The organism is Winslowiella sp. 2C04 (assembly GCF_050037805.1).
Lineage (GTDB): Bacteria > Pseudomonadota > Gammaproteobacteria > Enterobacterales > Enterobacteriaceae > Erwinia > Erwinia toletana_A.
In genome coordinates this window covers 1,220,855-1,243,173 of sequence record NZ_CP188300.1, presented here as the reverse complement: position 1 = coordinate 1,243,173, position 22,319 = coordinate 1,220,855, and the positions used below count along the sequence as shown (strand labels likewise).

Here is a 22,319-nt window from a genome sequence, read left to right as displayed (position 1 = left end):
CAATAAAATCACCACAGTGCCTACACTCTATTTTCTGGCTTTGATGACTCTCAAAAAATTATTACTCTCAAGCTAACAATTGTGACTTTGCCTTAATTGAATGTCTGCCATTTAGGGAGCAGTATGAACCCAGCATAAATGACGGAAAATGATCATCTGAATCATGAGGTTAATAATGAATGTAGTCCAAACTCCGGCACGGGAATGGAACACACGTCGCAGTGAAAAAGCGCGGCGCATGGCGTCTCTTGCCATACAGGATAAGATAATCCCGACAGATAGTCTGGTGGGAGCACTTGAAAAACTGATTGTCTCCGGCGATCGCGTGGTGCTGGAAGGCAATAACCAGAAACAGGCCGATTTTCTCTCCCGCATGCTTGCTGAGGTTAATCCAAAAAAAATCCACGACTTACATATGATTATGCCAAGCGTGGGGCGCAGTGAACACCTCGACCTGTTTGAAAAAGGCATCGCCCGTAAACTTGATTTCTCCTTCTCTGGGCCTCAGAGCCTGCGTATCTCGCAGCTGCTTCAGGACGGTCAACTGGAAATCGGATCGATCCATACCTATATCGAACTCTACTCTCGTCTGTATGTCGATCTTTGCCCGAATGTGGCGATGATAGCCGGGTTTAAAGCTGACCGAAAAGGCAATCTTTACACCGGGCCGAGTACCGAAGACACACCGGCGCTGGTCGAGGCAGCCGCCTTTCGGGATGGTATCGTTATTGCTCAGGTTAACGAACTGGTCGATGACGAGTCCGATCTGCCGCGCGTGGATATTCCGGGCTCATGGATTGATTACGTTGTGGTGGCTGATAAACCGTTCTTTATTGAGCCCCTGTTCACCCGAGACCCTCGCCTGATCAAACAAGAACATATTTTGATGGCGATGATGGCCATCAAGGGTATCTATGCTGAACATCAGGTTCAGTCACTGAATCATGGCATTGGTTTCAACACCGCCGCTATTGAGCTGCTGCTGCCAACCTATGGTGAACAGCTCGGTCTGAAAGGTAAAATCTGCAAGCACTGGACCCTTAATCCCCATCCAACCCTAATCCCGGCCATTGAGAGCGGCTGGGTCGAAAGTGTTCACTGCTTCGGCGGTGAGCTGGGGATGGAAGAGTATATCCGCGCCCGTCCGGACATTTTCTTTACCGGCTCCGATGGATCCATGCGTTCCAATCGAGCCTTCTGTCAGATGGCTGGCCAGTATGCTGTTGATATGTTCATCGGATCCACCCTACAAATCGACGGGCTGGCAAACTCCTCCACCGTTACCCGTGGTCGTCTGTCCGGCTTCGGCGGCGCACCCAATATGGGCCATGATCCGCACGGTCGCCGTCATGCTACTCCTGCCTGGCTGGATATGATCACCGAGCCAGACCCAATGCAGCGGGGTAAGAAACTTGTCGTGCAGATGGTGGAAACCTTCCAGGCCGGTGTAAAACCAACTTTCGTTGAAAAGCTTGATGCCATTGAGGTTGCCAAATCTTCCGGTATGCCGCTGGCACCGGTGATGATTTATGGCGATGACGTGACCCACGTGCTGACAGAGGAAGGTATTGCCTACCTTTACCGCGCTGACAGTATCGAGGAGCGCCGCGCAATGGTTGCCGCCGTTGCCGGGATTACCGATATAGGCCTTGGCGTTGACGCCAAACGTGTGGCTGAACTTCGTCAGAGCGGTAAAGTCGCTTATCCGGAAGATATGGGTATTCGCCGCTCAGATGCTACCCGTTCGTTGCTCGCCGCAGGAAGCGTAGCGGATCTCGTTGAATGGTCCGACGGCCTTTATAACCCGCCTGCTAAATTCCGGAGCTGGTAATGAAGCTACTGTCACAGACTCGAGTTGAGGCGCAGGCTGAGCGGCTGGCGATCCTCGCCCGCGACTGCCTGATCGACGAAGCGCGACTCAGCCCGAAGCCGGGTCTGGTGGACAGCCGGGGTAACGGTGCCCATCACGACCTGACGCTTGCTCTGATGGAGTGCTCTGCCCACAGCCTGACCGCGACATTTCAGCAATTAGCCCTGCAAAGCTGGCAGCGCCCCGCTGATATCGCCCTGCGAGAAACCATCGGCCATTTGGGCCGCCAGGGTGAACAGCAGATGATGGCTGCCACCCACGGCGTCAATACCCACCGTGGGGCGATCTGGGCACTGGGCCTGCTGGTGAGCGCAGTGGCAATGACTGGCGCAGATGCCGACGTGCATCAGGTCGCCAAAACTGCCGCCGTACTGGCTGCATTGCCGGATCGCAATGCGCCAAAGCTTTTCAGCAAAGGGTTGAAGGCCACGCATCGCTATCGGGTACCGGGTGCCCGTGAAGAAGCCCAGCAGGGATTTCCGCACGTGATGAAGCTTGCACTCCCTCAGCTGTTACGCAGCCGTGCTAACGGCGCCAGCGAAACGGAAGCTCATCTGGACGCGTTAATGGCGATCATGACCTCGCTCAGCGATACCTGCGTGCTCTCACGCGCCGGAATGTCCGGGCTGGAAGCAATGCAGAACGGGGCTCGCGCGGTACTGATAGCCGGGGGCTGTATGACAGATGAAGGCCGAAAACGGCTGGCCCATCTTGATTCGCAAATGCTGATACTCAATGCATCACCCGGTGGTGCAGCGGACTTACTGGCTGCCACGCTGTTTCTTGACAGGGTATGCCAGCCCGCAATCCACTCTTTTATTTAGAGGACGTTATGGAATACATCACATTATCTTTCCCTGCTAACCGCATGCTCAGCGGCAGAGCCCAGGCAGGGGTTGTTGGCTCCGGTGATATGGAAGTGCTTTTCACCGCAACCGAAGACCAAACGCTCAGCATCGATATCACTACCTCAGTGGACAACAGCGACACGCGCTGGAACGCGCTATTTGACCGTCTGAGCCTGATCAGTGGTCTGCCTGCTGGAAAACTGGTTATCCACGATTTTGGTGCGACACCAGGCGTTGCCAGAATCCGCATCGAACAGGTTTTTGAGGAGGTGAGTGATGCGAAATGATCCGAGCTTTATTGAATTACGAGCCCGTGAACGCGCGCATGCTCTGCTTGATCAGGGCAGCTATCGTGAACTGTTAGATCCGTTTGAAAATATTATGTCTCCGTGGCTTGGGCTTCAGGGAGTGGTACCACAGTCCGACGACGGTATGGTCGTTGCACGTGGCACCATCAACGGCCAGCCTTCGGTGGTCATTGCCATTGAAGGCACCTTCCAGGGCGGCAGCATGGGAGAAGTTTCCGGCGCGAAAATGGCGGCGGCGCTGGAACTGGCAGCGGAAGACAATCGTAACGGTATTCCAACTCAAGCCGTGCTGTGCCTCGAAACCGGCGGTGTGCGCCTGCAGGAAGCCAACCTGGGCCTGGCGGCTATTGCTGATATTCATGCGGCGATTGTCGATCTGCGCCGCTATACCCCGGTAGTGGGCATTATTGCCGGCACTGTTGGTTGTTTTGGTGGTATGTCTATTGCCGCAGCGCTTTGTAGTTATCTGATTGTAACCCGTGAAGCGCGCCTGGGCCTCAACGGCCCGCAGGTTATTGAGCAGGAAGCCGGTATTGAAGAATACGATTCCCGCGATCGCCCCTTTATCTGGAGCATGACCGGCGGCGAAATTCGCTATGAGAGCGGTTTTGTAGACACGCTGGTTAATGATGGCGTCAATGCTGTGAAAAACGCGATGAATGAATCCATTGCCAAAGGCGTTCCGGCTCAACATCGTAGCGATAATTACAGTGATTATTTGCCACGACTGACTCACTTCGATACACGTCAGCAAGCCGATACCGCACAGATTAAACAGCTTTTTGCACGGAGATGAAATGATGACTCAGACTAATAGCCGCGGTGCAACCTGGCTAAATAAACTGGCACCTGATGCGCAGCGTATGAGTGGCTTGTGTCCTTCCGTTCAGGTTGCAGATAGCCAATTGAACGGTGAAAGCGTTCGCTTTATCTCCGTGATCCCTGACGCTGACAACCACTATCCGCGAGCGAGCAAAGGCGAAGTGGGGCTACTGGAGGGCTGGACGCTGGCAAAAGTGGTCAACGAAACCATTGATGCAGACAAAGACTGCGAAGTGAAACGCCCGATTGTGGCGGTGATCGACGTACCGAGCCAGGCTTACGGCCGCCGCGAAGAGGCATTTGGCATCCATCAGGCGCTGGCCGGTGCCGCGGGTGCTTATGCGAAGGCTCGTCTGGCTGGTCATCCGGTAATCGGCCTTATTGTCGGTAAAGCAATGTCAGGGGCATTTCTGGCACACGGCTATCAGGCAAATCGTTTGATAGCAATTAACGATACCGGTGTGCTGGTACATGCGATGGGGAAAGAATCGGCCGCGCGTATTACTCTGCGTAGCGTCGAGGCACTGGAAAAACTGGCGGCCGACATTCCACCGATGGCCTACGACGTCAGTAATTTTGCGACTCTTGGACTGCTTTCCGATCTTCTGGACGTCAGTAATCCGGATGATCCTTCCGATGCCGACCTGGCGTTAATTGAAATCACTGTTCAAGCAGCCATCACCGACGCACGCAAGGATCCAACACTTAAAACACGTCTGGGCGCCGAAAATCGCCGCAGCTCTGCATTGGTTCGCGAGCGGATGCGCGCGGTCTGGTAGCCATTAAAGTCTTAAAAAAAACCTGCCTGAAGCGGCCGGAGCGGAGCGCACCACTGTGTGCCTTACGGTCCGGCGGCCTAAAGAATAATAACATCGCGTTAGTGTAATCTCCCTTCAGAATACAGGTGATCTATGACTTATGTGATTGTTCATGCCCTTGCTCCAATTTTTATCATCATGCTTCTGGGCTTCTGGGCTGGAAAAGCCCAAATGGTCGATAACAAAAATGTTTCATTACTCAATATCTTTGTTATGGACTTTGCGCTACCCGCTGCGCTATTCAGCGCCACTGTCCAGACCTCCTGGTCCGGTATTGTCGCGCAATCACCGCTGATTGTGGTGCTGACGGGAGCCATGTGGATAACCTATGCGGCTGTCTATTTTCTGGCGACCAGCGTCTTCAAGAAATCGCCGCAGGATGCAGCGGTGCTGACGCTGACCGTTGCCCTGCCAAACTATGCGGCGCTGGGCCTGCCAATCCTCGGCAGCGTGCTGGGTGAAAACTCTGCGACTTCACTGTCCGTTGCCGTGTCGATAGCCTGCGGCTCCGTGCTGTTGACGCCGTTCTGCCTGCTAATCCTTGAGCGTGAAAAAGCGCGCGCGGCCGGTGAAAATACGGGTTCTACGCTCACTATGCTGCCATTACTGATGTGGCGTTCGTTCAAAAAGCCTATCGTCTGGGGCCCGCTACTTGGGGTGATACTGTCGGCAATGGGTATCAAAATGCCCGATCTACTGCTGACATCGATTAAACCATTAGGACTGTCCGCAACTGCCGCAGCGCTGTTTCTGACAGGGGTAATTCTCTCTGCTCGCAAGTTGCAGCTCAATGCTATGGTCGGTATTTCAACCATTACTAAACTGTTGATTCAGCCATTCATTGCCTGGGGAATCATTCTCGGCTTTGGTCTTGAGGGTTCAGTGGCTGTTACGGCAATCCTGATGATCGCGCTCTCAGCCGGTTTCTTTGGCGTAGTGTTCGGAAATCGCTTTGGCGTGCAGTCACCAGATGCAGAGGCTGTGCTGTTGTTGAGCTCGGTTCTGTGTATTCTGACGTTACCGCTTTTTATTACTTTAACTTCAGGCATTTGATATGAAATTCACAGCACGCCCACACGATCTTGTCTGGCTTCGTTCAGCCAGTGCCTTAATGGGTATCAAGGAGAGCTGGGTGGACAGCCAGTGGCACGCTGGCCTGCCAGTGGTGGTAAGGCGTGATGTGAATGAAAGTGGTGATATTCCAGTTGGCGTGCGCGGTACGCAACGTGACCAGCGCGCCGCTGGATGGATCAAGGCAGAGGATATCTGCCGGATAGTGACGCCAGAAGCACTGGTCGATCGCGAGAGACTACAGCATTCACTATTTGTATCTCAGCGGCCGGTTCAGGCAGCGATTGCGCTCACTGCCTGCCCCTGGCCTTGGCACTGGGGCATCACTGGCAGCACGGGCTATCAGCTCGCCACAGGGATCCCGGTACTGCATGACGACAGCGATCTCGATCTGATGATCCGTGCGCCGCAGCCGGTCAATAACCTAAAATTACAGCAGTGGCAGAGCGCGGTAAACGCGCTGCCCTGCCGCACAGATACTCAGGTTGAAACGCCGTCTGGCGCTTTTGCACTGAACGAATGGCTGCGCGATGGACGAGTGTTACTTAAAACAGCTACCGGTCCGCGGCTGACTCCATCCCCCTGGAACAATGAATCATTATGAAAATACTCTTCACTTTTCCCGGCCAGGGCACACAGAATCCCGGAATGCTGCGACATATTCCTGACAGAGATGCCATTCTTGGCGAAGTTCGCGCTGTTCTGGGTGACGAAACTGACAAGCTGGATACGCCCGATGCGCTGCGCCATACCCGTGCGGTACAGCTGTGTTTGTTGATTGCGGGCGTCGCATGGGCTCGCGAGTTAATTAAACAAGGGTTGAAGCCTGATATTGTGAGCGGTCTTTCAATCGGCGCATTTCCGGCAGCGGTGATTGCAGGCGCGCTTACTCTACGCGATGCCCTCAGGCTGGTTGCCCTGCGTGGAGATTTAATGGAGCAGGCCTATCCGCATGGCTACGGACTGACAGCCATTGTTGGTTTGCCCCTGAGCCGACTCGAGGATCTCATGACTGGCAGCAATACCTATATCGCTAACCTGAATGCAGAAACGCAGATTGTCATTGCGGGACGTGATGAGGATATGTTGAAAGTCGCGCAAAAGGCTCTGGAGGCTGGGGCGAGCAAGGCAACACGGTTGGCGGTCAGCGTTCCGTCACACTGTGCATTACTGGATAAACCCGCCGCTGAGCTGTCAAAAGCCTTTAAATCCGTGTCTTTAGCATCTCCTGTCTGCACCTATCTTAGCGGCTCAAGCGGGCGCGTTTTGAGGGAACCGCAGAAAATCGCCGACGACCTGGCGTTTAATATGGCGCGAACCGTGCAATGGCAGGATGCGATGGTCTCCGCCAACCAACGTGATGCCAGGCTGGCAATCGAGATGCCGCCGGGCAGCGTGCTTACCGCGCTGACGCACCAGGCTGGCTGGAAGGGCGAAGCCATTTGTCTTGAGCGCAATAGCATCAATGTCGCATTACATCTGGCAAAGCGCCTTATTGATTGAGGCTGCTTGCATACATGCGCCCCTCTGCCGCCAGCGCCAGCAAATCCTTATCCCGTTCGCGATGGTGAGAATAGACCATGGCGATTAGCTGGCGCATCTGATAAGGCTCTGCAAGCTTCAACAATTGAACATCGTGCTCGTAAACTTTTTTCATCCTGCCAGGTACCAGCGAAAAACCTATTCCTGCCTGCACCAGATTCAACATGGAGAAAACATCATTTACATGAGTGACAATTTTAGGTCCAAAACCGGCAATGTTAAATGCTTCCTGAAATCCTGCGTAAGTCGCAAACCCTTCTGTCAGAGTGACAAAGCTACGATCTGCATAATCGCGCAAATCTGCCTCGAGGGTATTGCCCAGCCTCTCACTGGCTGGCGCAGCTAAATAAATTTCATCGTGAAAAAGCGGTACAACGTCAAACCCAGAGCTAATAACTTTGTCATCTTCAATTGAGATAAGCAGAGCATCAAGTGCATCATCCTCAAGCATATTCATCAGCATCTGATTGGATCCCATTGTCAGATCCAGATCCAGAGAGGGCCGCCGCAACTTCATCCCCATAATCAGCTTAGGGACAGTTTCCAGGGTCAGTGAATAGAGCGTGCCTACTCTGAGACGGCCACGACCCACACCGGCAGTCTTACGTGCTTGCTCAAGACCTTTATCCATCATGTTCACGACATCCTGACAATACTCCAGCAGCGTCCATGCAGCAGGCAGCGGTTCAAGGTTGCGCCCCTTGTGAATAAACAACATGCAGTCAATATCTTCTTCAAGTGTATGAAGTGCGCGATGAACACTGACTGTGCTTAGATCCAGCGCTTCAGCCGTACGGGCGATATTGCCTTTCGACATAAACATGATGAACACGTTGAGCTTTCGGAAGGTGATATTCGGGTTTATTTCGTTTTTCATTTTGTACCCTGGTATCGCGAGTCAGGGATTCGAACTACGCGCATCGTCATCTCCGCTGTCGGTGTTTAAACCGGGAAAGATTGAGGCTGTTTGCGCACGATGCAGAAGCCAATATCGCTATCAGGCATCCAGGTTTAGTTCACCGATTAAAACACAGTGGTGTGGGGTATCAACAGCCTGTCTGAGATCGTTTGATTAACGGCACAACGTCAAGTGACATTGATTTATTCCTCTCTTACTTTCAGAAACGCACTGTCTTTCAGTGGAGCTGATTAAGCTCTTCTGCTGTCAGGCCAGTCATTTTCTGCACCGTTTTAAAATCCAGCCCGCTTGCCAGCATATTGCGCGCCACTTTCATTATCCCCTTCTGTTCACCCAGCAGAATACCTTCCTGACGACCTTGCTTGCGGCCTTTCTCCATACCTTTTGCCAGCCCCTTCTTCAGACCTTTCTGCTCCAGTTGTTCTGCCATTGTCATCAGTAATTCCTCCTGTTGCGGTGAACGCCGTGCCAGCGTGCGGATAAAGGTTCCGGCATCAGCCGTCTCTCCGGCCTGAAACATGTAAGTTATCAGTACAGAAAGCTGCTCGTTGGTAGTGTAACCGCTGCTCAGTAACGTGACCAGTTGCTCAAGCAACTCTGACATATCACGCAGACGAATATGCTTCTGTAACAATTCCAGCGCAGCCATCCGCCGGTGAGTCATAATTTCTTCATCGGGAATGACCGTCACATCCACCAGCGGAAAATCGCTGCCGTAAACCTGTTCAGCCAGTTTCGGATCGCTGAATCCCTGCAGCCAGTTCAGCGAATGCAGATAAGGACTCACTCGCCCGTGATAAAACAGCAATGGAATAACCAGCGGCAGCTGTTTATGTCCGGCATCAAGATGCTGCTGCATTGCCGCAATGGCATAGCGCATCAGACGAAAGCACATCAGTTTATCGGGTGAACTTTGGTGTTCTATCAGGCAGTAAATATACCCTTCCCCACTGCCGGCCTTTAACGAATAAAGCATGTCAGAGCAATACGATCGCAGATCATCCTCGATAAAGCTGCCGGTAGTAAGTTGCAGAGAGGCAAGATTACAGCACTGCAACAGCGCCGGAGGCAAGTGTATCTGCAGAAAGTCCCGTGCCGTTTCAGAATGGCTAAGAAATTGTTTAAAAACAGCATCATGTGGTGTTGGAGTAAAGCCCATTTCCCGATACCTGTCATCCAGTTTGACAGGTTATGACTCTATCACAGCCAAATCCTGGATAAAATATATACAAATCACTTTAGCTAACTTCAAAAAATCCATGCTGGACTAAAATCTTATAACGCTACATAGATGAAATAACCTCTGTAAAAACAAAGGGGTTTTCACTATTTAACGCATCATGATGCGGCAACTTATAATTTCCCCTCATCCAAGCTCACGGAATGAGGAGTAAAGGATGATGCGATCGAGGGAGCGATTTCCCAGGCTTGTGTCAGACAGCGCCATAAATAAAAAACCCCCTGTATAAACAGAGGGCTTTTCAGATATTATCGCATCACGATATAGCAGAAATCAGCGAGAAATCATTCCCACTCAATCGTCGCTGGCGGCTTGCCGGAGATGTCATAGACAACGCGGGAGATACCGTCAATTTCATTAATAATGCGGTTAGAAACGCGGCCGAGGAATTCATACGGCAGATGCGCCCAGTGTGCGGTCATAAAGTCGATCGTCTCAACCGCACGCAGCGAAACTACCCAGTCGTACTTACGGCCATCGCCCATAACGCCAACTGAACGAACTGGCAGGAACACGGTAAATGCCTGGCTGACTTTGTTGTAAAGGTCGGCTTTATGCAGCTCTTCAATAAAGATCGCATCAGCACGGCGCAGCAGGTCACAGTACTCTTTCTTCACTTCACCCAATACACGCACGCCCAGACCCGGCCCCGGGAACGGGTGACGGAACAGCATGCTGTGCGGCAGGCCGAGTTCCAGACCGATTTTACGCACTTCGTCTTTAAACAGCTCTTTCAGCGGCTCAACCAGTCCAAGCTTCATCTCTTTCGGCAGGCCGCCCACATTGTGGTGTGATTTGATCACATGCGCTTTACCGGTGGCAGAAGCCGCAGACTCGATAACATCAGGATAGATGGTGCCCTGCGCCAGCCACTTCACATCGGTCAGTTTGGTGGCTTCTTCATCGAACAGTTCAACAAACACCCGGCCAATGGTTTTACGTTTGGCTTCTGGCTCATCAATACCGGCCAGTGCATCAAGGAAACGGGCTTCGGCTGGCACATGAATGATGTTAAGACCAAAATGGTCACCAAACATATCCATCACCTGCTCAGCTTCATTCAGGCGCAGCAGACCGTTGTCGACAAAGACGCAGGTCAGACGGTCGCCTATAGCACGGTGCAGCAGCATCGCCGTTACAGAAGAGTCAACGCCACCGGACAGGCCGAGGATCACTTTATCGTTGCCTACCTGCTCGCGCAGGCGTTCAACCGCATCTTCAATAATTTTAGCCGGTGTCCACAGCGCTTCACACTGGCAGATATCGAGCACAAAGCGCTCCAGCATGCGCAGACCCTGACGAGTGTGGGTCACTTCCGGGTGGAACTGCACACCATAGAAACGCTTCTCTTCGTTAGCCATAATGGCAAACGGGCAGGTTTCGGTGCTGGCAACGGTAACGAAGTCAGACGGGATGGCGGTAACCTTGTCACCATGGCTCATCCAGACGTCCAGCAGCGGCTTACCCGCATCGCTGATGGCATCTTCGATATCACGAATCAGCGCGCTGGCCACTTTCACTTCTACCTGCGCGTAACCAAATTCACGCTCGGTGGAGCCTTCAACTTTACCGCCCAGTTGCATCGCCATGGTCTGCATGCCATAGCAAACACCCAGAACCGGCACGCCCGCATTGAAAACGTAATCAGGCGCGCGTGGGCTGTCGTGTTCGGTGGTACTTTCCGGGCCGCCGGACAGAATGATACCGCTAGGATTGAACTGACGAATTTGCTCTTCGGTGACGTCCCACGCCCACAGTTCACAATAGACACCCAGTTCACGCACGCGACGTGCCACCAGTTGAGTGTACTGAGAACCGAAATCGAGGATCAGAATGCGATGTTTATGAATATTTTCCGTCGTCATTGAGGCTATTCCAGAGCGATGTATAACTGATAATGAAATCGCCCGACTAGTAAGTCGGGCGGTGAATCTGATGCGCGATTAAGAACCCATACGGTAGTTAGGCGACTCTTTGGTGATGGTCACATCATGCACGTGGCTTTCGGAGATACCGGCTCCGCTGATGCGAACAAACTCCGCTTTGGTGCGCAGGTCGTCGATAGTACCACAGCCGGTCAGGCCCATACAGGAACGCAAACCACCCATCTGCTGGTGAACGATCTCTTTCAGACGACCTTTGTATGCCACGCGGCCTTCGATCCCTTCCGGCACCAGTTTGTCAGCAGCATTGTCAGTCTGGAAGTAACGGTCTGAAGAACCTTTGGACATCGCGCCCAGTGAGCCCATTCCACGATAGGATTTAAATGAACGACCCTGATACAACTCGATCTCACCTGGAGATTCTTCAGTACCTGCCAGCATCGAGCCGACCATCACGCAGGATGCACCTGCCGCGATAGCTTTCGCGATATCACCAGAGAAACGGATGCCGCCGTCAGCGATAACCGGAATGCCGGTCCCTTCCAGTGCGGCAACCGCGTCGGAAACCGCAGTAATCTGCGGTACACCGACACCGGTAACGATGCGAGTAGTACAGATTGAGCCAGGGCCGATACCGACTTTAACCGCGCTTACACCGGCTTCAACCAGCGCCAGTGCACCGGCACCGGTCGCAACGTTGCCACCCAGAATCTGCAGATCGGGGTACTTGGCACGCGTTTCACGAATACGTTGCAGCACGCCTTCAGAATGACCGTGAGAAGAGTCAATCAGCAGCACGTCCACACCCGCAGCGACCAGCGCATCAACGCGCTCTTCGTTACCGGCACCGGCACCGACCGCAGCACCGACGCGCAGGCGACCGTGTTCATCTTTACAGGCGTGAGGTTTACGTTCAGCTTTCTGGAAGTCTTTAACGGTGATCATGCCCAGCAGGTGGAAGCTGTCATCAACGACCAGCGCTTTTTCAACGCGTTTTTCATGCATTTTCTGCAGCACAACTTCGCGTGCTTCACCTTCTCTCACCGTAACCAGACGCTCTTTCGGCGTCATCACAGCAGAAACCGGCAGGCTTAAATCGGTAACAAAGCGCACGTCACGGCCGGTAATAATACCCACCAGTTCGTTTTCGCCATTAACTACCGGATAGCCAGCGAAGCCATTGCGTTCGGTCAGAGCCTGAACGTCGCTCAGAGGCGTGGTTGGCAGAACGGTTTGTGGGTCAGTAACCACGCCGCTCTCATGCTTCTTCACCTTGCGAACTTCTTCCGCCTGGCGTTCGATAGACATGTTTTTGTGGATAAAGCCTAAGCCGCCTTCCTGAGCCAGGGCGATTGCCAGACCCGCTTCGGTGACGGTGTCCATTGCAGCGGACAGCATTGGGATATTCAGACGGATGGATTTTGTCAGCTGGGTACTGAGATCTGCCGTGTTTGGCAGGACAGTAGAGTGTGCTGGAACGAGTAAAACGTCGTCAAATGTGAGTGCTTCTTTAGCGATTCTTAGCATGGCAATATCTCAACCTGGGGTGAATGAGAACAGATAAAATATTGCCGCGGCATTATACAGGGCGTAATCGATTGCCTCCAGCATTATTTAAGAAAAACTCTTGATCCTCTGTATCAGCCATGTAGTATCGACTGATTAACCCTCTGATTTGAAATTTGATCTTCGTCACATGTCGCTACCGCCATCTGCAAATATTTTTACCGTCAGCCGTCTTAATACGACAGTGCGCAAGCTGCTGGAAATGGAGATGGGTCAAATCTGGCTGAGCGCGGAAATCTCAAATTTTTCCCAGCCCTCTTCCGGTCACTGGTACTTCACGCTGAAAGACGATGGTGCTCAGGTTCGCTGCGCGATGTTTCGCAACAGTAACCGACGCGTCACCTTTCGACCACAAAACGGTCAGCAGGTACTGGTTCGCGCCAGTATTACGCTGTATGAACCGCGTGGTGATTATCAGCTGATTGCCGAGAGTATGCAGCCTGCCGGTGACGGCTTGTTGCAACAGCAATTTGAGCAGCTTAAGCAGCGCCTGGCGGCTGAAGGACTTTTCGATCAGCAGTTCAAGCAGCCGCTACCTGACCCGGCACGCCAGGTCGGAGTGATCACTTCCGCGACCGGTGCGGCATTACACGATGTGTTGCGCGTGTTACATCGTCGCGATCCTTCACTGCCGGTAGTGATTTATCCTACGCCGGTACAGGGTGCTGAAGCGCCTGCCAGCCTGGTGCGGGCAATTGAGCTTGCCAACCAGCGTAACGAATGTGATGTGCTGATTGTTGGGCGTGGCGGTGGCTCGCTGGAAGATCTGTGGAGCTTTAACGACGAACGCGTGGCGCGCGCGATTTTCGCCAGCCGTATTCCGGTTGTCAGCGCCGTCGGCCATGAGACCGATGTCACTATCGCTGATTTTGTTGCCGACCTGCGAGCACCGACACCGTCTGCCGCCGCTGAACTGGTCAGCCGCAATCAGATTGAACTGTTACGTCAGCTGCAATCGCAACAGCAGCGGATGGAAATGGCGATGGATTATTATCTGGCGCAAAAACAGCGCGCTTTTACCCGTTTACATCATCGTTTACAGCAGCAGCACCCGCAACTGCGGCTGGCACGCCAGCAGACGGCCCTGTTCAGGCTACAGCGCCGTCTGGACGATGCGGTACAGTTACGCCTACGTCAGTCACAGCGCCAGCAGGAACGCGTTGAGCAGCGTCTGGCGGCCCAGCAACCCCAAGGGCGCATCCATCGCGCGCAACAGCAGCTTCAGCAGTGGCAATATCGTCTGCAACAGGCCATGCAAAGTGAGTTAAACCGCGATAAGCAGCGCTTTTCAACCCTTGCTGCACAGCTGGAAGGCGTCAGCCCACTGGCGACGCTGGCGCGCGGTTTCAGCGTTACCACTGCCGTCGACGGTAAAGTGGTACGGAAAACCAAACAGATTCAGGCTGGCGATACGCTTAAAACCCGTCTGGACGATGGCTGGGTAGAGAGCCAGGTGACCAGCGTCAGCGCGATCAAGAAAAAACCACGTTAAATCCAACGATGCCGTATAAAAAAACGGGAGCCTTTTCAGGCTCCCGTTTTTTATTAACGTTTATTCTTTTTCAGATGCGACATCAGGCGCTTACGTTTACGCTGCTGATTAGGTGTCAGCAGGTTACGTTTACCGGCGAATGGATTATCACCTTCTTTAAACTGGATACGAATCGGCGTGCCCATCACGTTCAGTGAACGACGGAAATAGTTCATCAGATAACGCTTGTAGGAATCCGGCAGGTCTTTCACCTGGTTACCGTGAATCACAACTATTGGCGGGTTATAACCACCGGCATGCGCATATTTCAGCTTCACGCGACGTCCGCGCACCAATGGCGGCTGATGATCTTCTTCTGCCATGGTCATGATACGCGTCAGCATTGAGGTATTAACGCGGCGGGTTGAGCAGTCATACGCTTCAGTCACCGACTCAAACAGGTTGCCAACACCACTGCCGTGCAGCGCGGAGATAAAGTGAATGCGGGCAAAATCGATAAAGCCCAGACGGAAGTCCAGCGTCTCTTTCACTTCATCCCTGACTTCCTGCGACAGGCCGTCCCACTTGTTGACCACGATAACCAGTGAGCGCCCACTATTGAGGATAAAACCAAGCAGCGAGAGATCCTGATCGGAAATACCTTCATGCGCATCAATAACCAGCATGACCACGTTGGCGTCTTCAATCGCCTGCAGAGTTTTGATTACCGAGAACTTTTCAACGGTATCCGTCACTTTACCGCGCTTACGCACGCCCGCAGTGTCGATCAAAATATATTCCCGATCGTCACGTTCCATCGGAATATAGATACTGTCGCGGGTGGTGCCCGGCATATCGAAGACCACCACGCGATCTTCACCGAGAATTCGGTTAGTCAGTGTGGACTTACCTACGTTAGGACGCCCCACAATCGCCAGCTTGATCGGCAGCGTACGTGGGTCGAAATCATCTTCTTCTTCGACTTCTGCATCCGGATCTTCGCCGCGCTCTCTGGCAGCCAGGTCGGCCCAGTAAGCTTCGTTCTCTTCTTCTTCAGTCAGCTCTTTAGGATCAACCACTTCCATCCACGGCAGTAATGCAGTTTCCAGCAGGCTGGTAACACCGCGACCATGTGAAGCGGCAATGGCATGAATTTCGCCAAGACCTAAAGAGTAGAAATCACCGACGGCAGAATCGGCGTCCAGCCCATCGGTTTTGTTGGCGACGAGAAAAGTGGGTTTCTGACGTGAACGCAGATGTTTGGCGATTGCCTGATCGGCAGGCATCAGGCCAGCACGCGCATCGACGAGGAACAGCACCACGTCAGCTTCTTCAATCGCCAGCAGCGACTGTTCAGCCATACGGGTTTCAACGCCCTCTTCGTTGCCATCGATACCGCCGGTATCAATAGCAATAAATTCGCGCCCTTCTACTTCGGCACGACCGTACTTGCGATCGCGTGTCAGCCCGGGGAAATCCGCCACCAGCGCATCTCGCGTACGCGTTAAACGGTTAAACAAGGTGGATTTGCCCACATTGGGACGCCCAACCAGCGCGACCACAGGTACCATATTGAAGCCTCATTACTAATATTAAATGCCTGACTCGATAGATTGTTGTAAACGGCATACACCGCTCTGGTCAGGCTGAAGACGCTAAGGATAACACGCCTGCTAAAAAACGAAACGGCCCCTGATAATCAGGAGCCGCTAAACTAATAGTTTTCAGGTCAGAAATTAACGCGTAAAGGCGTAAACTTCACCATTATTGGCCTGAATCAACAGCTTATCACTGGCTACCACCGGCTCGCTTTGCAAGCCGGAACTGTCGACTTTTTGCTGCGCAACAAAGCGACCGTCATCGGTATTAATCCAGTGCAGATAACCTTCACTGTCACCGACAACGATATAACCGTTGTACAGTACCGGTGAAGTCAGGTTGCGATGCAGCAGATCGCTTTGACGCCAGATGGAAACACCACCCTCAACACTCAACGCCATCACGCGATCATCCTGATCAACCAGATAAATTCGGCCAGCATCAACGATCAGATCGCTGACGGAACCAATTTCACGCTTCCACAGGATCTGGCCAGAGCGCAGGTCCAGCGCCGTCAGGTTGCCGTTATACGCCAGCGCATACACCACACCGTTAACCACAACCGGAGTGGTATCAACATCACTCAGGCGATCAATCTCGGTAGCACCACTTGGCTGAGAGATGCGCTGCTGCCAAATCAGTTGTCCCTGATTCATCATCACCGCACTGACACGACCGTTATCACCGCCGACAATTGCCGCACCAAACGCAGTGGCTGGAGCAGATTCACCACGCAGCGACAGTGCCGGCATATCCAGGTTAACCGACCATTTTACCGCGCCGCTCGCCTGATCAAGCCCCTGCAACATACCGTTGCTGGTATGGATCAGCACTAAACCATCGCTGACTACCGGGCGTGACATCGCTTCGCCTGCCACATTAGTCTGCCAGGCAATCGAGCCATCAGCGCTGTTAAGAGCGTAAACCTGTGCACGCTCACTGCCGATATAAATATGCTCACCACCCGCCGTCACGCCACCTGACAGTAACGCAGAACGATTGCGTGAGAAGAAACCGGTTTTCTCTGACAGATCCACTTTCCACTTCTGCTTACCGTTAGCAGCATCAAGCGCTTTAACGATACCGTGGCGGTCAGCAGCAAATACCGTGCTGTCCTGCCATGCAGGGTGCAGATTGGAATAGAAATCACCGATACCATCACCCACCGAAGTGCTCCACACTTTTTCCGGTGTGAACTGGTTTTCGACTTTCGGCAACGGGGCCATTTTCACTACATCTTCTTCGCCGCTGAACAGCGAACAACCGCTGAGTAACGTGACTGAAATCAGCCCGGGCAGCAGGTATTTACGTAATTCCATGCGCTCTCTCTTGAATGGCTTAACCTAGATTATTCATCTTCATCTGCATCATTTCTTTCAGCGCTGGAGAAGCATCAGATTCGATACCTTTGCTCCATGCATCACGCGCACCCTGGGTATCGCCTTTGCTTAACAGCGCTTCGCCACGGATATCAGCGATAATCGCCGCCCAGCCATCACCTTTAACGGTGTCGAGGGTTTTGAGCGCGTCATCGGCTTTCTTCTGCTGTAGCTGAATGCGCGCCAGACGCAGATTCAGTACCGCCTGCAGATTAGCATCATCCGTACTTTTCAGGCCGTTCTGCAATTGCGTAGCCGCTTCATCCAGTTGATTTTTATCAACAAACTGTTTGGCGAGGTCCAGCGAAGCCAGCGCACCGTAAGTATTGTTGTTTTCACTGGCGAACTTGCTCGCCGCTTCCAGCGTTTGTGGCTTGCTGGCATCCAGCGCAGAGGTTACCTGCTGATAAGCAGCAGATGTTACTCTGGCATTACCGTCCTGGCTGTTACTCCAGAAACGCCAGCCCACCAGTGCGCCCACGCCTAATACCACGCCAACCACCAGCGCTTTGCCATTGTTGGCAAAGAAGCGACGGAGTGCATCAACTTGTTCGTTCTCGCTGCTATAAACTTCCACGCAATCCTTCTCCTTACTTGTTTCCTGCTGCGCTTATTTTAAAAGCGCCGACAACGCGGCTGCCGCTTCACTTTGTGCCAGCACTTGCTGTTCACCCGTGCGCAAATCTTTGATTACGACCTGGCCGGCTTTAACTTCATCTTCACCCACCACCAGCGCAACGCGAGCACCCCACTTATCTGCACGGGCAAATTGCTTCTTAAAGTTACCGCCGCCGTAGTTGGTCATCAGTTTCAGTTCTGGCAATGCATCACGCAGTTTCTCTGCCAGCAGCATGGCTGCGGACTGCACACCCTGACCGGAAGCGATAACATAGACATCAACAACGCGCGTCGGTTCAAATTCTGGATTAACTGCCTGAACCAACAATACTAAACGCTCAAGGCCCATGGCAAAACCCACCGCCGGAGTGGCACGACCGCCGAGCTGTTCAACCAGACCATCATAACGGCCACCGGCACAGACTGTGCCCTGCGCGCCAAGACTGGTGGTTACCCATTCAAACACCGTACGGTTGTAGTAATCGAGGCCACGCACCAGACGCTGATTCACAGTGTAAGCGATACCGGCACCGTCCAGAATGGCGCAAAGACCGGCAAAATGCTCACGCGACTCTTCATCCAGATAGTCACCCAGCGTCGGCGCATCATTCAGCAGTTTTTGCACGTCAGGATTTTTGCTGTCCAGCACGCGTAATGGATTGCTGTACATACGGCGCTGACAATCTTCATCCAGCACCTCTTTATGCTGCTCAAGGAAGGCCACCAGCGCATCGCGATAGTTCGCACGCGCTTCCAGCGAGCCGATAGAGTTCAGTTCCAGCGCAACATGATCGGCGATCCCCAGAGCTTTCCACCAGCGAGCGGTCAGCAGAATCAATTCTGCATCAATATCCGGCCCTTGCAGGCCAAAGACTTCAGCTCCCAACTGATGAAACTGGCGATAGCGCCCTTTCTGTGGACGCTCGTAGCGGAACATCGGCCCGATGTACCACATACGCTGTTCCTGATTGTACAGCAGACCATGTTCGATACCAGCACGCACGCAGCCCGCCGTACCTTCCGGACGCAGCGTCAGGCTTTCACCATTGCGGTCTTCAAAGGTATACATCTCTTTTTCAACCACGTCGGTAACTTCACCAATGGCGCGTTTGAATAATGGGGTCTGCTCTACAATCGGCAAACGAATTTCGCTGTAACCATAACCGGCCAGCACCTGCTTCAGGATGCCTTCAATACGCTGCCAGACTACTGTGTCAGCAGGCAGGTAATCGTTCATGCCACGAATAGCTTGAATATTCTTCGCCACAAATAATCTCTCTAAATGGGATACTGAATCGACCGCGGCCGCCTGCGCGCTGAGCGTATTTTCCACGCATCATATTCAGTATCTTAAATACAAAAAAGAACCTGACCCGGCATCTTACCCCATGAGGATGGCACCGAACAGGTTCAATTGGGTATCCCCTTCATCTTTAAATGACAGGGCGACAAATGATGGCTATTTCTCAACCTGCTGAATGTCGATACGACGGCTTTCATCGAGCATCGCGGCTTTGGCACGGATACGCGCTTCCAGCTGATCGATCATGTCGTCGTTATCAAGACGCTCGCGCAGGCGCACGCCATCTTCGTAGAAACCGCTTTTTTTATTGCTGCCGGTCACACCCAGCGTTGAAACCAGCGCTTCGCCCGGGCCATTGACCACACAGCCGATTATCGAAATATCCATCGGCGTGATGATATCTTCCAGCCGCTGCTCAAGGGCATTGACCGTGCCAATCACATCAAACTCCTGACGTGAACAGGTCGGACAGGCAATAAAGTTAATTCCGCGTGAGCGAATGCGCAGCGATTTCAGGATATCAAAGCCAACTTTCACCTCTTCCACCGGATCGGCGGCCAGTGAAATTCGCAGCGTATCGCCAATACCTTCCGCCAGCAGCAGGCCAAGGCCAATGGCTGATTTCACCGAGCCTGCACGTGCGCCACCGGCCTCAGTGATACCGAGATGCAGTGGTTGATCGATCTGTTTCGCCAGTAAGCGGTAAGATTCAACGGCAAGGAAAACGTCGGAGGCTTTGACGCTGACTTTAAATTGATCAAAGTTCAGGCGATCAAGATGATCAACATGGCGCATTGCTGACTCCAGCAGTGCCTGTGGCGTTGGCTCGCCATATTTTTCCTGCAGATCTTTTTCCAGCGAACCGGCATTAACACCGATGCGAATTGGAATATTGTAATCACGAGCGCAGTCAACTACCTGACGGATACGCTCGTTATTACCGATATTACCCGGATTAATGCGCAGACAGTCGACGCCATACTCCGCAACTTTCAGCGCGATGCGATAGTCGAAGTGAATATCCGCCACCAGCGGAACGTTGACCTGCTGTTTGATCAGCTTAAAGGCTTCTGCCGCGTCCATGGTCGGAACGGAAACACGGACAATATCGACGCCTACACGTTCAAGCGCTTTAATCTGGTTGACCGTCGCGGCGACATCCGTCGTACGCGTGTTGGTCATGGACTGAACGGCTATTGGTGCGCCATCGCCCACCGGCACCTTGCCGACGTAAATACGTGTTGATTTGCGACGGATAATGGGTGCTTCGTTATGCATATTCTTTCTCCACAATTACTCGCGACCAGAGAAGATGCGTTATTGCGCACCTAAGGTCAGACGAGCAACCTGGTTGCTACGGATAAAACGACTCAGATCAACAGGTTGCCCCTGGTACTGAATCTGTACTGCGCTCGGAGCACCAATTTTCAAACGATAAGGTGCAGTACCGGCAAGGCTCAGTTTACCACCGCTGCGCTGCATGCCGCTGAACAGTTTTTTGCCAGCAGCATCAGTCACTTCCAGCCAGCAGTCGGCGTTAAAATTCATCACAATAGCATTTGGATCAACCGCAGGTGCGCTAACGTCTGCATTGCCGGTTGGCAACAGGCCGTTAGCCGGTTGGCTGTTCGCCACCGGCGCTGCAGCGTTGTCAATCGGTGCCTGACTCGGCGACACCACCGCATTGGCGGTGTCAGTTGAGGTATTGGCAGGTACGCTGGCATTGTCAGATGCGGCTGCGCTGCTGTTATCAGCAGCAACAGGCTGGGCTGCCGTATCAGTCACACTGTCATTAGCATTGCTGCTGTCAGTCAGCGGAATAGACTGGCTGTTATCGCCTTCTGCACCAGAGTTCTGATCGGCCATTGATACCAGGTCATCCTGCGCCGCTTTGTGATTTTGCCACCACCATGCGCCAGTCAGACCGACCACCACAAACAACACCAGCCAGGTAAAGATCATCAGCCAGCCATCACGTTTTTTACGACGCTTGCCGAGTGAGAAACTTTGCATCGGCTCAACTTTTGCCGCACGAACCGGCGCCTGCTTAGCCATCATCGGCAGCAGTTCCTCTTCTGGTACATGAACCAGACGAGCATAAGAGCGGATATAACCACGCAAGAAGGTCGATGCGAGATCGGCTGGGGACTTATCTTCCTCAATATCACGAACGGTAGAAAGTTTCAGGCAGAGACGCTCAGCAACATTCTGCTGGGTAAGGCCCATTTGCTCACGGGCAGTACGCAGGCGTTCGCCCGTGGAATTTACTGCAGATTTTTCTTGAGTGGCTTCAGTATTCATTAGCTAAAAAATGCTGGTACTGTATCGATTGTGGAAAATTTCGCGCCAGTTGTATGCCGTAACGCTTAACATCAGCGTTACGCTCAACCAACGCGGCGAAACGAATCTCTAACCACAGGCTCTCTGCCGAAGCAGGCAAGCTGTGCTGATATACATCTAATAAGAGTCGCGCCTGGACACGTTCTCCCTTTCCAAATCGCCTTTCAGCCTCAGCCAGCAAGGGTGTCCCTTTCTGTGCATCAGCCTGGATCGCCAGCAGCAACGATGCTTTTGCCTGCTCAGGCTCTCCTGCGTTCAGATAGCAGTAACCGGCATTCTCAAAGCTGTCCGCTCTGGCTCCGGGCTGCGGCAGACGTTGTGCCTGACTAAACTGCTGTTGCGCCGCATCATACTGCCCTAATCCGCAAAGAAACGCACCGTAATTGTTAACAACAAAACTATTTAACGGTGCCAGCCGTAATGCCTGATCATAGCGCAATTGAGCGGAAGGGTTATCTCCACTCATCTGAGAAAGACGAGCCATTGCCAGCTGAATGCGATAATCCTGCGGCGCGGCGGCTTCAGCTCGCTGCAGATTGCGTTGCGCAGCGGCAATGTCGCCGCGCGCAAGATATTCTAAACCGAGCTGAAGGCGTGTCTGCGCTGAACCTGTTGCTGCGTGGTCAGTGACACAACCACTTACAAGAAAAGCACTCAGCAGCGCGCATAGTAGTCCGTTACGCATAACCTCTCCCTGAGGTGATAAAGCTTGTTATGTTACG

Annotated in this window: 20 protein-coding genes; 9 read left to right on the top strand and 11 right to left on the bottom strand. The window is 52.9% G+C overall.

The window, feature by feature from the left end; genetic code table 11:
• The first annotated feature begins 175 nt into the window (after nt 1-175).
• The 8 genes from mdcA to mdcH all read left to right on the top strand — a co-directional run bounded on the left by mdcA (nt 176) and on the right by mdcH (nt 7,240).
• Nucleotides 176-1,831, top strand: coding sequence for a malonate decarboxylase subunit alpha (gene mdcA, locus ACP3TC_RS05370; RefSeq protein WP_313853155.1), 1,656 nt, complete (start codon nt 176-178; stop codon nt 1,829-1,831).
• Nucleotides 1,831-2,694 (top strand): triphosphoribosyl-dephospho-CoA synthase, encoded by an 864-nt coding sequence (locus ACP3TC_RS05365; RefSeq protein WP_426817709.1) that lies wholly within the window; start codon nt 1,831-1,833, stop codon nt 2,692-2,694. The genes mdcA and ACP3TC_RS05365 overlap by 1 nt, the downstream gene beginning before the upstream one ends.
• 8 nt (nt 2,695-2,702) lie before the next feature.
• On the top strand, nt 2,703-3,005 hold the full coding sequence (gene mdcC, locus ACP3TC_RS05360) for a malonate decarboxylase acyl carrier protein (RefSeq protein WP_313853157.1): 303 nt from the start codon (nt 2,703-2,705) through the stop codon (nt 3,003-3,005).
• Nucleotides 2,995-3,822, top strand: coding sequence for a biotin-independent malonate decarboxylase subunit beta (locus ACP3TC_RS05355; RefSeq protein WP_426817708.1), 828 nt, complete (start codon nt 2,995-2,997; stop codon nt 3,820-3,822). Before mdcC ends, ACP3TC_RS05355 begins: the two co-directional genes overlap by 11 nt.
• A 4-nt stretch (nt 3,823-3,826) precedes the next feature.
• The gene (gene mdcE, locus ACP3TC_RS05350; protein ID WP_313857777.1) at nt 3,827-4,627 is read left to right on the top strand and encodes a biotin-independent malonate decarboxylase subunit gamma; all 801 of its coding nucleotides are present in this window, start codon (nt 3,827-3,829) and stop codon (nt 4,625-4,627) included.
• 132 nt (nt 4,628-4,759) lie between these two features.
• Nucleotides 4,760-5,719 (top strand): AEC family transporter, encoded by a 960-nt coding sequence (locus tag ACP3TC_RS05345; RefSeq protein WP_313853159.1) that lies wholly within the window; start codon nt 4,760-4,762, stop codon nt 5,717-5,719.
• 1 nt (nt 5,720) lies between these two features.
• Nucleotides 5,721-6,341 carry a malonate decarboxylase holo-ACP synthase gene (locus tag ACP3TC_RS05340; protein WP_426817707.1) on the top strand — a complete coding sequence of 207 codons (621 nt, stop codon included), beginning with the start codon at nt 5,721-5,723 and terminating at the stop codon, nt 6,339-6,341.
• Nucleotides 6,338-7,240, top strand: a complete 903-nt coding sequence (mdcH, locus tag ACP3TC_RS05335; RefSeq protein ID WP_426817706.1) for a malonate decarboxylase subunit epsilon — start codon at nt 6,338-6,340, stop codon at nt 7,238-7,240. The genes ACP3TC_RS05340 and mdcH overlap by 4 nt, the downstream gene beginning before the upstream one ends.
• On the opposite strand, the gene ACP3TC_RS05330 is transcribed toward mdcH, so the two are convergent.
• The 4 genes from ACP3TC_RS05330 to guaB form a co-directional block, all read right to left on the bottom strand.
• Complete coding sequence (locus tag ACP3TC_RS05330) at nt 7,230-8,156, bottom strand: LysR family transcriptional regulator (protein ID WP_426817705.1); 927 nt, start codon at nt 8,154-8,156, stop codon at nt 7,230-7,232. The genes mdcH and ACP3TC_RS05330 overlap by 11 nt on opposite strands.
• Nucleotides 8,157-8,415: 259 nt before the next feature.
• A complete protein-coding gene (locus ACP3TC_RS05325) occupies nt 8,416-9,357 on the bottom strand; it encodes an Rpn family recombination-promoting nuclease/putative transposase (RefSeq protein WP_426817704.1) in 942 nt (313 codons plus the stop codon).
• A gap of 365 nt (nt 9,358-9,722) precedes the next feature.
• Complete coding sequence (guaA, locus tag ACP3TC_RS05320; RefSeq protein WP_313853166.1) at nt 9,723-11,303, bottom strand: glutamine-hydrolyzing GMP synthase; 1,581 nt, start codon at nt 11,301-11,303, stop codon at nt 9,723-9,725.
• A gap of 78 nt (nt 11,304-11,381) precedes the next feature.
• Nucleotides 11,382-12,848 carry an IMP dehydrogenase gene (gene guaB, locus ACP3TC_RS05315; RefSeq protein WP_426817703.1) on the bottom strand — a complete coding sequence of 489 codons (1,467 nt, stop codon included), beginning with the start codon at nt 12,846-12,848 and terminating at the stop codon, nt 11,382-11,384.
• Between the two features lie 169 nt (nt 12,849-13,017).
• On the opposite strand from guaB, the gene xseA reads away from it, so the two are divergent.
• Complete coding sequence (xseA, locus tag ACP3TC_RS05310) at nt 13,018-14,379, top strand: exodeoxyribonuclease VII large subunit (protein WP_426818240.1); 1,362 nt, start codon at nt 13,018-13,020, stop codon at nt 14,377-14,379.
• A 53-nt stretch (nt 14,380-14,432) separates the two neighbouring features.
• Here xseA and der read toward each other — a convergent pair whose 3' ends face one another.
• The 7 genes from der to pilW all read right to left on the bottom strand — a co-directional run bounded on the left by der (nt 14,433) and on the right by pilW (nt 22,282).
• Nucleotides 14,433-15,929 (bottom strand): ribosome biogenesis GTPase Der, encoded by a 1,497-nt coding sequence (der, locus tag ACP3TC_RS05305; RefSeq protein ID WP_313853169.1) that lies wholly within the window; start codon nt 15,927-15,929, stop codon nt 14,433-14,435.
• 165 nt (nt 15,930-16,094) lie between these two features.
• A complete protein-coding gene (bamB, locus tag ACP3TC_RS05300; protein ID WP_313853170.1) occupies nt 16,095-17,276 on the bottom strand; it encodes an outer membrane protein assembly factor BamB in 1,182 nt (393 codons plus the stop codon).
• A gap of 19 nt (nt 17,277-17,295) precedes the next feature.
• On the bottom strand, nt 17,296-17,913 hold the full coding sequence (locus ACP3TC_RS05295; RefSeq protein ID WP_313853171.1) for a YfgM family protein: 618 nt from the start codon (nt 17,911-17,913) through the stop codon (nt 17,296-17,298).
• A 33-nt stretch (nt 17,914-17,946) separates the two neighbouring features.
• Complete coding sequence (gene hisS, locus ACP3TC_RS05290; protein WP_426817702.1) at nt 17,947-19,221, bottom strand: histidine--tRNA ligase; 1,275 nt, start codon at nt 19,219-19,221, stop codon at nt 17,947-17,949.
• Between the two features lie 192 nt (nt 19,222-19,413).
• Complete coding sequence (gene ispG / locus ACP3TC_RS05285) at nt 19,414-20,535, bottom strand: flavodoxin-dependent (E)-4-hydroxy-3-methylbut-2-enyl-diphosphate synthase (RefSeq protein WP_313853174.1); 1,122 nt, start codon at nt 20,533-20,535, stop codon at nt 19,414-19,416.
• A 39-nt stretch (nt 20,536-20,574) separates the two neighbouring features.
• The gene (gene rodZ, locus ACP3TC_RS05280) at nt 20,575-21,558 is read right to left on the bottom strand and encodes a cytoskeleton protein RodZ (RefSeq protein ID WP_426817701.1); all 984 of its coding nucleotides are present in this window, start codon (nt 21,556-21,558) and stop codon (nt 20,575-20,577) included.
• Nucleotides 21,548-22,282, bottom strand: coding sequence for a type IV pilus biogenesis/stability protein PilW (gene pilW / locus ACP3TC_RS05275; RefSeq protein WP_313853177.1), 735 nt, complete (start codon nt 22,280-22,282; stop codon nt 21,548-21,550). The genes rodZ and pilW overlap by 11 nt, the downstream gene beginning before the upstream one ends.
• Between the last annotated feature and the right edge of the window lie 37 nt (nt 22,283-22,319).